The 11,876-nt window shown below is 48.4% G+C and carries 12 protein-coding genes and 2 tRNA genes; all 14 read right to left on the bottom strand.

Translation table 11 applies throughout. The annotated features are described in order from the left end of the window. Nucleotides 1-2: 2 nt before the first annotated feature. Entirely contained in the window at nucleotides 3-875 is an 873-nt protein-coding gene (locus DW183_RS08115) for a M15 family metallopeptidase (RefSeq protein WP_118281498.1), read from the bottom strand. Between the two features lie 86 nt (nucleotides 876-961). Further along, nucleotides 962-1,045, bottom strand: a tRNA-Leu gene (locus DW183_RS08110). 174 nt (nucleotides 1,046-1,219) lie between these two features. Further along, nucleotides 1,220-1,301 (bottom strand) — tRNA-Tyr (locus DW183_RS08105). A 71-nt stretch (nucleotides 1,302-1,372) separates the two neighbouring features. Beyond that, nucleotides 1,373-2,011 carry a methylated-DNA--[protein]-cysteine S-methyltransferase gene (locus DW183_RS08100; protein WP_118281497.1) on the bottom strand — a complete coding sequence of 213 codons (639 nt, stop codon included), beginning with the start codon at nucleotides 2,009-2,011 and terminating at the stop codon, nucleotides 1,373-1,375. Nucleotides 2,012-2,033: 22 nt separating this feature from the next. Further along, on the bottom strand, nucleotides 2,034-4,070 hold the full coding sequence (locus tag DW183_RS08095) for a glycoside hydrolase family 13 protein (RefSeq protein WP_118281496.1): 2,037 nt from the start codon (nucleotides 4,068-4,070) through the stop codon (nucleotides 2,034-2,036). 333 nt (nucleotides 4,071-4,403) lie between these two features. Continuing rightward, nucleotides 4,404-6,263, bottom strand: a complete 1,860-nt coding sequence (gene ftsH / locus DW183_RS08090; RefSeq protein WP_243069544.1) for an ATP-dependent zinc metalloprotease FtsH — start codon at nucleotides 6,261-6,263, stop codon at nucleotides 4,404-4,406. A gap of 12 nt (nucleotides 6,264-6,275) precedes the next feature. Then, nucleotides 6,276-6,797, bottom strand: a complete 522-nt coding sequence (hpt, locus tag DW183_RS08085; protein ID WP_118281495.1) for a hypoxanthine phosphoribosyltransferase — start codon at nucleotides 6,795-6,797, stop codon at nucleotides 6,276-6,278. Beyond that, a complete protein-coding gene (gene tilS / locus DW183_RS08080; protein WP_118281494.1) occupies nucleotides 6,790-8,217 on the bottom strand; it encodes a tRNA lysidine(34) synthetase TilS in 1,428 nt (475 codons plus the stop codon). Before tilS ends, hpt begins: the two co-directional genes overlap by 8 nt. Before the next feature lie 3 nt (nucleotides 8,218-8,220). Further along, nucleotides 8,221-10,062, bottom strand: a complete 1,842-nt coding sequence (locus DW183_RS08075) for a SpoIIE family protein phosphatase (RefSeq protein ID WP_118281493.1) — start codon at nucleotides 10,060-10,062, stop codon at nucleotides 8,221-8,223. Between the two features lie 102 nt (nucleotides 10,063-10,164). Beyond that, complete coding sequence (locus tag DW183_RS08070) at nucleotides 10,165-10,467, bottom strand: septum formation initiator family protein (RefSeq protein WP_158573043.1); 303 nt, start codon at nucleotides 10,465-10,467, stop codon at nucleotides 10,165-10,167. Further along, the gene (yabQ, locus tag DW183_RS08065; RefSeq protein ID WP_118281491.1) at nucleotides 10,464-10,889 is read right to left on the bottom strand and encodes a spore cortex biosynthesis protein YabQ; all 426 of its coding nucleotides are present in this window, start codon (nucleotides 10,887-10,889) and stop codon (nucleotides 10,464-10,466) included. The genes DW183_RS08070 and yabQ overlap by 4 nt, the downstream gene beginning before the upstream one ends. Beyond that, nucleotides 10,889-11,173, bottom strand: a complete 285-nt coding sequence (yabP, locus tag DW183_RS08060) for a sporulation protein YabP (protein WP_118281490.1) — start codon at nucleotides 11,171-11,173, stop codon at nucleotides 10,889-10,891. Before yabP ends, yabQ begins: the two co-directional genes overlap by 1 nt. A 69-nt stretch (nucleotides 11,174-11,242) precedes the next feature. Next, a complete protein-coding gene (locus DW183_RS08055) occupies nucleotides 11,243-11,482 on the bottom strand; it encodes an RNA-binding S4 domain-containing protein (RefSeq protein ID WP_118281489.1) in 240 nt (79 codons plus the stop codon). A 79-nt stretch (nucleotides 11,483-11,561) separates the two neighbouring features. Continuing rightward, entirely contained in the window at nucleotides 11,562-11,834 is a 273-nt protein-coding gene (locus DW183_RS08050) for an HU family DNA-binding protein (protein WP_118281488.1), read from the bottom strand. Nucleotides 11,835-11,876 lie beyond the last annotated feature (42 nt).

The following is an 11,876-nucleotide window of genomic DNA, read 5'->3' as shown; positions in this document are numbered from 1 at the left end:
CGCTACATTTCCTTTTCAAAATGTTGATAATCTTTTGTTCCCTTCCAATCGCCGCCCCAGGTAAAACCATGCCTTGTAAAAATCTGATAGCAGATATCCTCATGCGTGATCATGTGCGGACGAAGATTGCTTCGATCCTTATAAAGATCATACTGCAAGTAAGGGCTGGCTCCCGCCGCCGTCACATCATTTGCAGGCACATAAGGATTTTCCAGAGGGTTGATATCGATCGCCATGCCATATGCATGCTCAGATGTGACATTTGTCCCTGCGATCTTACGATAATGAAAAGCGGAGGTATTATCCTGATTGATAGAGTCGATATCAGCCTGCTCGGCATCACGCGTCGTATCGTCTCCGTAAAACCGATCGATCCGATACATGGAATGGATCTCATATCCCTCCTGAAAAAGTTCTAAAAAGATCTGTCGGCAATCCTCTGCGACCTTTGTATTCACAACGATCTCTCCCACCTGTATCTCATGCTCATAATTATAATGTAAGACCTTAAGGCAAGACAGGTCGTCGTAAGAAATATCCGGGTTATCTATATAAGATTTTCCCTTCATATCTTCTTTTTGTTCCTCAGTAAGCTGACTTGAAGTAAAATATTTGTCCGGATCATTCAGATCAAGGCTTGCCGCATCTAGAATCTGCCCTGCTTTCAGATCCTCGATGCTCTCTAAGATGGTCGTCTCCTGCCCCGCTCCGGGCGTTTCACTCTGACTTGCCGGTGCTTTTTCTTCCGACCTTTGCACCATTCCGTGCAGATATACGATGCCCAAAATCAGTACCGCCAGCATGACGATAAGGCTTCCGTAGCGTATCCGATGGGAAGTTTTTTCTTTCCGATTGTCTGCGCCTTTTTCTGCCATGCGCCGATCCCTCCTATTGCTATAAATTGCCTATTATACAAAAGAGGACCTCTTTCTATTCAGAAAGAAGTCCTCCTTACAGAAACTGCCGCAGACCGGAATCGAACCGGTACGATGTCACCACCACAGGATTTTAAGTCCTGCGCGTCTGCCAGTTCCGCCACTGCGGCCTGTTAGAGCACTTAGATGACAACAAGTGAAACGCCGTTGGCATCTTACGTGCGATACGTACTTGACCCTTAGTGAGAACGAACGCAAGTGAAGTCCGAACTTAGTAGTCAAGTGTTGTTACGAGCACTTAGATGGTAACGAGTCGTCAGACGAAGTTAGCATCTTACGTGCAATGGGTGGTGGTGGATTCGAACCACCGAAGCAAGATGCAGCAGATTTACAGTCTGTCCCCTTTGGCCACTCGGGAAACCACCCATTTCAAAACAAATTCATGTCCTGACAAAATAAGATTATAGCACAGGCTTTTTACGCACGCAAGAATTTTTTTATTCGTCTTGTGGGTCTTTCATCCCATATTTTTCCAGATCGACTCTGCCATTTTCTACCACAATACCATCCGCCCGAAGTCTCCTTGCCTGCTCCTCTGGTCCATCAAAAGCAAATGCACCGGAGAGTTGTCCTTTGGCATTGACAACACGAAAACAGGGAATATGGTCCGGATCCGGGTTCTTGTGCAGGGCATTTCCGACCGCCCGGCACATTTTCTCATTGCCAGCCATCTTTGCCACCTGTGCATAAGTTGCCACATGCCCCTTTGGGATCCGCTTGACGGCTTCATATATACGCTTGGTCGGACTGTCCGTCACCAGATCATAACTTTCAGCGATCATTCGCTTGATATCGTCATCTGGTATGGTTCCATCCAGCCGTATGGTATTCCAGTGCTCTTTATTCTGATGATAGCCGGGCAGGACAGCCTCGTAAGCATCCCGCCAGAAATCCCGCCACTGGGGATCCACCTTGACATTCAAATGGATGAGTCCATCCATTTCATAAGTCCATAGAAACGCCTTTTTACTGCCCTGCACCCGCACCAACTGCCAATTCGTATCATGGAAGGGTGCTTCCTGATAAGTTCCCGGAAATGACAGCCCATAGACTAAGGCTTCTTCTCTTGTCCTCACTTCGCCACCTGCACTTTCTTCTCTATACTTCCTGCTTAAAGACCATACCGCTGTTTGCCGTTAGACTAACATGCATCATACCGTCCTTGACGGCATACTTGGTTGGCATGATCGAATATCCTTTTTCGTTGGTGAGCATCGCCTGTACCATAAAACCATCTGCCACCTCAGCCAGATAGACCGGTACATCTGCCTCTAGGGTCTCCGCGCCTACATTGACAGCCACCACATAGCGTTCCTGCTCGTTAAAACGTCCATAGGAGATAAAGTTCTTCATCCGCTTTAGGAATTTAAAGGAGCCGCGCCGCAAGGCACTGCTGCACTTATGCACCATGATCATATCCCGATGATAATCAACCAGAGGATAATCAGCGTTCCCCCACGGATAGGTACGACGGTTATCCGGGTCGGTAAAGCCACACACGCCTGCCTCGTCCCCATAGTATAAGGTCGGTGCTCCAGGCCAGGTCATCTGCATCAGGACTGCCACCTTATAAAGCGGTATATTGATATCCTCGGATGCTGCCGCCACCCCCAGCGCAGAGGCTCTGCCCACCTTATGATTGGTTCTGGTCAAAAAGCGAGAATGGTCGTGATTTGACAACTGGTTCATGGCTGTATAAAGAGAGGAACCTGTAAATTTGGTCATATAATAACGCATGGCATTTTCAAACCGCTCACTGTCGCCCTGTGCTCCCGGCTCATAGGCATCACTGTGTTTCTCCATTCCAGTCACAAAATAAGAGATCGGCTCCATAAAAGCATCATAATTCATGACCGTATCCCAGGCATCGCCCTGTAACCATGAAGACGCATCCCCATAATGCTCTGCCAAAATGATGGCATCCGGGTTTGCACTCTTGACTGCTTTACGGAAATCACGCCAGAACTGATGGTTGAATTCTGGGCTGTGCCCCAGATCTGCTGCAACATCAAGTCGCCAGCCATCTGCATTGTAAGGTGGAGATACCCATTTTTTCCCGATCTCCAAGATATAGCGGTAGAGATCCTCCGAGCCCTCGTAATTGAGTTTCGGCAGTGTATCATGCCCCCACCAGCCTTCGTAAGTACCATTATCCGGCCACTGGTTTTCATCATAAAAATGAAAATAATCGTGATATGGGCTGTCTGCTGCTTCATAGGCTCCCGGTGCATAGCCCTTGTCAGGACGATAGATCTTTTCCCGGTTGAGCCATTTGTTAAAAGATCCGCAGTGATTAAAGACACCATCCAGGATCACACGGATGCCTCTGGCATGTGCCTCTGCGATAAAATCCGCAAAGAACTGATTGGATGCCTCCAGATTTTCCTTTGCCGTCACACGATTGATAAAACGACTTGCCCCGGCATTGTCCCTTGCACCTTCCGGCAGGGTCTGCCCTTGGTCTAAGACAATCTTGCCATAATGGGGATCGATATGGTCATAATCTGCAATATCATATTTGTGGTTGGAAGGAGAGACAAACAACGGGTTGAAGTAGATAACCTCTACTCCCAGACTTTTCAGATAGTATAATTTCTGCCGCACCCCTTCCAGATCTCCGCCATAGAACTCAGCCACACCAAAATCGGCATTTGGCAGCTGGTTCCAATCCTTGATCTGTCGGCTCATAGTCTTAATGTAATGGTACTCATTGTCCAGCACATCATTGGTCGGATCTCCGTTGGCAAAACGGTCCACCAGGATCTGATACATGATAGCGCCCTTTGCCCAATCCGGCGTCGCAAAGCCCGGCAGGATGCGAAAGGCATACTCCGGTCGGATCTCCTGACTCACGCCGTATTTATCAAAATAGCATTGCTCCTGCTCATTCTCCCGAATTGAAAAACAATAGGAAAATGACTGGTCTCCCAACTGCACCTGTGTCTCATAGTAATCAAAACGCTCGCCTGCCTGTGCCGGGCGCATCAGGTAATGCGTATCCTGCGCCAGCAGATAGATCTCCCTTGCATGCCCATGTGCGACACGCAGACGAATGGTGACCCGGTCGCCCGGATTTGCCTCCATAGGGATCACATACTGTCCTGTCTCATCGCTGTAAATTGCTTCTGTATTCATACTCTTATCCTCTTATCTCGCATGTTATCTTCTTTTATCATACTCAGTTTATCTTGTCTTTTCTAGGGATTTTTTTAGATTTTTCTCAAATACAGAAAAAATAAAATAGAAAGTAAAAAAGACAGCTATCGAACGCTGTCTTTTTAGGAGAAGGTATTTTTACTATGGGGTTAGCAAAAATATTTATATAATGTATTGGGGGGTTTTTACGATTGTTATTATATAATGCGTCCACCCATAAGTGTTCACAAAGTTACTAATTTTGCATAGATGTTTTTGTGCAACATGTACAAAAATGTCTTTCAAATAACAATCATAAGCCCTTTTCCCAACTTAAATTCCTTCCACAACCACGCCTTCTTCTTCCGGCTGCGGGATCGGATCACCGCCAAAGAGAGCCTCAAACTCTGCACGTCCGATCTTTTCTTTTTCCAGAAGGAGTTCTGCACACTTGTGTAAAACATCCTCATGCTCTTTGATCAGTTCAGTTGCCTTGGCATAACATTCCTGAATGATGCGCTTGACTTCGCCATCAATGGTCGATGCAACCTGCTCACCATAGCCTCTGGTATGTGCCAAGTCCCTGCCGATAAAAACTTCATCCTCATCATTATCGTAGTTGATCGGTCCGACTTCTGCGGAGAAACCATACTTGGTGACCATATCCTTGGCTGTCTGGGTCGCCTTCTTGATATCCGAAGATGCCCCTGTCGTGATGTCGTCAAAAATGATCTCCTCCGCCACACGACCGCCCAGAGAAACGATGATATCCTGTAACATCTTACCCTTGGTGTTGAACATTTCATCCTTTTCCGGCAGCGGCATAGTATAACCCGCTGCTCCCTGTCCGGTCGGAATGATGGATACCGAATAGACCGGTCCGACATCCGGGAGGACATGGAAGAGAATGGCATGTCCAGCCTCGTGGTATGCCGTGATCTTCTTCTCTTTTTCGGAAATGATACGGCTCTTTTTCTCCGTACCCAGACCTACTTTGACAAAAGATCTCTTGATATCATTCTGGCAGATATAAACTCTGCCCTCTTTTGCCGCTAAGATTGCCGCCTCATTTAAGAGATTTTCCAGATCGGCTCCGGTAAAGCCTGCGGTCGTCTGTGCGATCTGCTTGAGATCCACATCATCCCCCAAAGGCTTATTCTTGGCATGCACATGCAGGATCTCCTCACGTCCGCCAACATCCGGTCGTCCAACAAAGACTTTGCGGTCAAATCGTCCCGGACGCATGATCGCCGGATCCAGAATATCAACACGGTTGGTCGCTGCCATCACGATAATACCCTCGTTGACACCAAAACCATCCATCTCGACCAGCATCTGGTTCAAGGTCTGCTCACGCTCGTCATGTCCGCCGCCCATACCGGTTCCGCGTCGTCTTGCCACGGCATCGATCTCGTCGATAAAGACGATACAAGGCGCATTCTTCTTTGCCTCTGCAAAAAGGTCACGCACACGGGATGCACCGACACCTACAAACATTTCAACAAAATCAGATCCCGAAATACTGAAAAACGGCACGCCTGCCTCTCCGGCAACTGCCTTGGCAAGCAAAGTCTTACCGGTTCCCGGAGGTCCGACTAAGATCAGTCCCTTAGGAATACGGGCACCCACCTTGGTGTATTTTGCCGGATCTTTCAGAAAATCTACAATCTCTTCTAACTCTTCTTTTTCTTCTCTCAGACCTGCTACCTGTGCAAAACGCACCGGCATCTTGTCCTGCGTTGTCATCGTAGCACGGCTCTTGCCAAAATTCATCATCTTGGTATTGGCTCCGCCACCCACCTGTGCCTGTGCATTCATCATCATCATAAAGAGGATGAATACGACCGCAACAACGATCAGCATTGGGAGCAGGCTCTCCATGAAGCCGCTGTTGGGAACATCATTTAAACTGTAGTCAACGCCTGCCTCATCCAGGGTATCCTGCAACTCGCCTACATCAGACACATAGACGGTAAATTTCCCACCGGCAGTCGTTGTGATCGTCACCGATCCGGTCGGCACCTGTTCATTCTGGTGAATGACTGCGGATGCCACTTCGCCCTTTGCCAATGCCTTGTCAAACTGGCTGGAAGTATAAGTTGCCGTCTGTGGATTGGAAATGGAATACCAGATAAATACCACGATCAGGATCAGCACAACATATAAGCCCAGACCCACTCTATTCTTTTTCAATGATTGCCTCCTTTATAACTCTACAACCCCGATATATGGCAGATTACGATACTTCTGGTCATAATCCAGACCATAGCCTACAACAAACTCATCCGGAATCGTGAATCCGACATAATCAACGTCCACATCTACCTCACGGCGATCCGGCTTATCTAACATGGTGCACAGACGAACGCTCTTGGCATTGCGCTCCTTAAATACATCCTGTAAAAAGTGCAGAGTGTTGCCGCTGTCGATGATATCCTCCACGATCAGGACATTGCGTCCATCTACCGGAATCTCGACATCATTCTTGATCTTGACCTCACCGGTAGATACGGTACCGGAACCATAACTGGAAGTTGTCATAAAATCGATCGTTACCGGAACGGTGATCCTTTTTGCCAGTTCGCAGGCAAAGAAAGATGCGCCGCGCAGAATACAGATCACATATACGCTCTCTCCTTCATAGTCTTTGCTGATCTGTGCTCCTAACTCTGCAATTCTTGCTGCCAGATCCGCCTCAGGGATCATCTCTCTGATTGTCTCACTCATTTTCATTTTCCTCCAAAATCTGTATTTTTAATATTCTTTTTGTATGATCGTCTACTTTATAATACGTACTGATCCGATAACCAACCGCCCAGATCACATGGTCGCCATCGCATAAAAGCGGAACCCGATCACGTTCCCACCTGGATACCTTTTCGTTGACAAAATAATCCTGTAATGACTTGCGACCACCAGACGCCGTCACGGTCAGATAGTCTCCCTTACGCCTATAGCGTAATTGAATAGCATTCTTTATCTTATCATAATCGAACCATTTCGTATAGAATTTTCTAGGAATTTCCATCTTGGGATCATAGGAAAAACTCGATACCTCTATATATTTTCCTGTCTCCGGCAAAGGGATACGGATTCCTTCTTGGATCTCCTCCGCCGAAAAAGTATGGCAAAGATCCTCTTTTTCAAGGCCACTGTCCCCATATCGCATTTCCAAGCCTTCGTATGTGCGGGCAACGCTCAAGCCATAAGGCAGTTCCACTCTGCGCCCCGTCTGCGCCGCAAAGAGTTGATCCAAGGCTTCCAAATGTGCCGTGCTGATGTCCCGCAGACCGGCTACATAAGCCGCCAGCCACAGGTATAGGACCTGACACCGCAAAAAGGAAGGCTGGTCTTTCAAAGGTTCTGCCAAGAGCAGATCTCCCTGCCTAGACTGGGCAAGCAGGTCTTTTGCCACCTGTCGGATATAATCTGCCACCTGCCCCAGATATAAGGCTTCCCTGCCCAGATGATCGCCTGCCTGAGCATTGATCTTTTGCAGTTCCGGCATGACCTGATGACGCAGGCGGTTCCTGTCATAATGGATATCCGTATTCGTGCTGTCCTGGCAGTAGGTCTGCCCCAGACCCGCCAGATAGGCTTCCACTTGTGCCCGGCTTGAGGATAGGAAAGGACGGATGATACGTCCCCTTTTGACCGGCATGCCCCGCATGCCCTCCAGTCCCGTACCCCGCACCAGATGAAAAAGCATGGTCTCTCCGTTGTCTCCGGCATGATGGGCTAAGGCAATGCGCACCGGGTGCCCCAGTTCTTTTTCCCAAGCCTCGGCTTCCTGCGTAAGAACCGCATAACGCGCCTCCCGCGCTGCTTCCTCCACAGCCGTCTGCGCTAAAACCGCATCCTGCAGGCGGTCTTTGACCGATATGGTCCGCTCCTCTATTCCCAGATCCCGGCACAGTTCTTCTACGAAATATTGATCCCGCAGGCTCTCCTGTCCCCGGATGCCATGTTCTACATGAATACAGCGCAGACAGATCCCCAGACGGTCACGCATCTGCCATAGAAAGCGTAAGAGCGCCACAGAATCTGCCCCACCCGACACGCCGACCAAGACACCGTCACCCGGATGTATGAGGTCTTCCTGCTCTATGAATCTGCAAACACTTTCTTCCCATTTTGCCTGCTGCATTTCTTACCTTTCCAACGCCTTCAAGACCAGCACGGTCATATCATCCGCCGCTGTCCCTCCGGTAAAGAGCAGGACACGCTCTATGATCTTTCGTGCAAATGTCACGGCATCTGTATCTGCCAGTTCTTCGATCAACTGACGCAGCATCTCTACCGCGTCCTCAACCTGCAAATATTCTAACACACCATCCGTAACGAGTACAAGATAGTCCCCTGCTTCCAGATAGGACCGAAAAGGCAGTGCCTCCAGGGAAGCACTGGCTCCCATAGGCAGGCTGTCCGCCTCGATCACTTCCGTCCGCCTTTTATGGCGCACAAAGGAGACATGTGCCCCCACCTTATAACAATCCACGATCCCGGTATATTCGTCCACCAGACAGGCATCCAGCGTCGAAAATCGTTCTGCCTCCGCGCCAAAGATCATTGCCGCATTCATCAGGCGCAATGCCATATCTATGGTAAAACCGGCTTCGGCAAACTGCAAAAAAAGGCTGACGACCGTATCACTCTCCTCGTGTGCCTGTCTTCCGCTGCCCATCCCATCGGATAGTGCCATAACAAAGACTCCCTGCTCCAAGCGTCTGGTGCCGAAACTGTCCCCGGAGATCGTCTGCCCCCGCTGTAACATCTTGGCAACGCCATAGGTGCACTCCAGTTTCGGTCTTGTCACAAAGACATAGTCTGCCCGCTCGCGCCCCACAATACTGCGGTTCTGTTCAACCATCATAAGAGTTTGTCCGGTACAGGTCTCTATGATCGCCAGCACCTCCTTGCTGGTCATGCAGACACCGGCGCGCGCCGCCAGTTCCATAAGGATCCGACAGGTTCCGTTTTTCCGCCGGTAAAAATGCAGACTCCATACCCTAAGCCCGACCTCGCGCAAATGGAAACGGATCTTTGCCAAAAGCCAGCGTTCTTTGTCATCGCAAAGCCTGTCCGCCTCCATACAGTCTTCCATCACATATGCCATGGCATCGATCTGTCCGGCGATCATTTCCCTATGCTCACACAGGCGGCGATACCATGCCAGATTTAACTCGGTACGCTCAAAGATTCCCAGTGCTTCCCGGATCAAAAGTTCCGCCCGCTCGCACTGCCGCCCGATCTTCTCCTGTAAGACCGGATCGATCTTTTGTCCTTTTTCTGCCTGGGCAAACAACTGCTCCATGGCAAGTGACATGGCACTCCCCTGTGCCAGACATGTCTCGTAGCGTCCACAATCTCCGCAGATCCGTCCCCGCAACTCCTGCTGCATGGCGACAAATCCCATGCCTGCTTCCCCTTCTTTCGGTCTTACCAGCGCCTCCATGCTCTGTGCCAGCCCACTCATGGCTCTGGAATATTCTCTTGCCTGGAGGGGAAGGACACGGGTACCGGTCTTTTTTTGCATACTGTGCCAGACCTCCTCCAAAAGATCCATCCCCCGACAGGTAAAATAGGCTCCACCAGCCACCAAAAGCCCCTCCAGCACTGGCAGGATCCCATAGGGAAAGGTCATGGTCTGTGTCGCCGTCATCACGCGTCCGCCATAGGTGATCGCCACCAGGATCATGCCCAAAAGGCTTGTCTGCCCCATGCGACGCACCAATATATGCATATGCCAGAAGATCGCAAGTACCACCATCCAGACTAAAAATGTCACGCCGTAGCGAAAGAGGGCTGCGATCGGCAAAAAGAGTACCATCCACAAATAGGAAAACGGCACACACAATCGCCTGTTCTCCTCGTTCAGATAACACGCCCCAAATATGACTGCCACAAAAGGATAGCATCCCAGCATCTTAATATGGCAGGCCAACAGCCCCAGAAGCAGATAAATCAAAGTTCTTGCAATCTTGTCTTTCATAATGTGCCTCCTATTTCACTTGCAGAGGCTATTATAAAAGGACTTCCCTGCATTATTTGTCAAAGGAAGTCCTGCTTATCTTTTTTCTATCATCTTTATGTTCTATTTTTCGCGAAAAATCGTCTCATTATCATAAACCAAGCCCAATTTATCCTTGGCAACTTTTTCTTTGTATTCATCCGACTGGATATACTGTTCCTGTTCCTCCAGTTCCTTTTGCTTGTCCTCTTGCTCGCTCAGTTCATTCTGCTTGGTCTGCTCCGTCTGCACCAAGGCCTCATTCTTCTGGTATAGGCGCACCATCTGCACGGAGAGCACCAGCACTAAGAATATACCAATGCAGAGAAAAGAGATCCTTCCTGCGCTATTTTTATTTTTCTTTTTCTTTCTCGGTCTTCTACTCATATATCGTCCCTTTTTTCTTTTTGTTCTGTCCATTTTGCCAGAAAGGCAAACAGACGATCACAGCCTTTCCCCATATAGCGGTAAAGGCTTGAAAAAAATTTACAGATGACAGCAAGTGGGACATACAATATCCGTCTTACCAACTTACTACCTATAGCATAATACAAAATCATCCCGGCTGCACCTATAAATAATTGACAAAAACGTAAAATTCCCTCCGTTTCTGCATTTTGTACCTGCCAAATAACAAGACCTGCAACGATCCAATAGAAAAAATCGCCCAGAGCCGCCCCCTCTTTGGTAATTTTGCTGATGCGTCGCAGGGTGCGGATCAGATCGTATCCCAATCCCAGACTTATGCCCAGAAGAAACATGACCCAGAGGATATGTCCCTGTTCCGTCACAAAAGAATACAAATGCATTATTTAAACATCCGTCCTAAAAAACTCTCGCCCATCGCCTTAGCGGAGACAACTTCGGAATAGAGCAAGGCGTCTACCCTGCCTTCTACTTCCAGATCGCCTTTTTCCACAGACAGGCGGTTGATATGGAGATCATTGCCCTTGATGGTAAGCATCCCCTCCGAGGTTTCCAATAAGATCTCCCGCAGATCAAAGGAGATCACATCTAAAATCCCGGTAAGGCTGATCCCTTTCCGGTTCGTCATCAATAATTTGTGGTTGGTCATGACCTGTTTTTCTTCCATAGGATCTCCTCCTGATACATTCTTATATCTCTATCCTATGTCAGAAATCCAACTTTATGACAGCAATTCCTATAGGTAACGGAACATGTCCTTTGCCTCTTCCTTTTTGGTCGTATCTAAGAGTGCCAGCACCTCGACCTTGACCGGCTTGTTGCCAAAGGCGATCTCAATGATGTCTCCTACCTTGACCTTGACCGAAGCCTTTGCCTCTTTGCCATTGACCATGACACGCCCTGCATCACACGCCTCGTTTGCCACAGTGCGGCGTTTGATCAGACGGGACACCTTCAAAAACTTATCTAAGCGCATTGTCCTTACTTCCTTCCTGCTTATACAAAAAAGGCTCAAAACCGAAGTTTTGAGCCAGATGTTCATAAAACAATATGAATTAGTTCATCATATCCTTTAAAGCCTTACCAGCCTTGAACTTAGGAGCCTTAGAAGCCGGGATCTTCATCTCAGCGCCAGTCTGAGGATTTCTTCCTGTTCTAGCAGCTCTCTCAGATACTTCAAAAGTACCGAATCCAACTAACTGGATCTTCTCACCCTTCTTGAGTTCTTCTGCAACAACATCTGTAAATGCCTTTAATGCTGCTTCTGCATCCTTTTTTGAAAGATCTGCCTTGCTAGCCATAGCTGCAACTAATTCTGTTTTGTTCATATTAACTTCCTCCTATGGAATATAAAATAAAATATTATGTCA

The organism is Roseburia sp. AM16-25 (genome assembly GCF_003473825.1).
Classification (GTDB): Bacteria; Bacillota; Clostridia; order Lachnospirales; family Lachnospiraceae; genus Pararoseburia; species Pararoseburia lenta.
Note: the sequence above shows the minus strand (reverse complement) of the source record. Positions and strands in the feature narration are given on the sequence as shown.

Coding starts and splice junctions, on each gene's coding strand:
- DW183_RS08070 (WP_158573043.1), bottom strand. CDS start 10,467: ATGAGTAGAAGACCGAGAAAGAAAAAGAAAAATAAAAATAGCGCAGGA.
- DW183_RS08115 (WP_118281498.1), bottom strand. CDS start 875: ATGGCAGAAAAAGGCGCAGACAATCGGAAAGAAAAAACTTCCCATCGG.
- DW183_RS08095 (WP_118281496.1), bottom strand. CDS start 4,070: ATGAATACAGAAGCAATTTACAGCGATGAGACAGGACAGTATGTGATC.
- tilS (WP_118281494.1), bottom strand. CDS start 8,217: ATGCAGCAGGCAAAATGGGAAGAAAGTGTTTGCAGATTCATAGAGCAG.
- hpt (WP_118281495.1), bottom strand. CDS start 6,797: ATGAGTGAGACAATCAGAGAGATGATCCCTGAGGCGGATCTGGCAGCA.
- yabQ (WP_118281491.1), bottom strand. CDS start 10,889: ATGCATTTGTATTCTTTTGTGACGGAACAGGGACATATCCTCTGGGTC.
- DW183_RS08075 (WP_118281493.1), bottom strand. CDS start 10,062: ATGAAAGACAAGATTGCAAGAACTTTGATTTATCTGCTTCTGGGGCTG.
- yabP (WP_118281490.1), bottom strand. CDS start 11,173: ATGGAAGAAAAACAGGTCATGACCAACCACAAATTATTGATGACGAAC.
- DW183_RS08055 (WP_118281489.1), bottom strand. CDS start 11,482: ATGCGCTTAGATAAGTTTTTGAAGGTGTCCCGTCTGATCAAACGCCGC.
- DW183_RS08050 (WP_118281488.1), bottom strand. CDS start 11,834: ATGAACAAAACAGAATTAGTTGCAGCTATGGCTAGCAAGGCAGATCTT.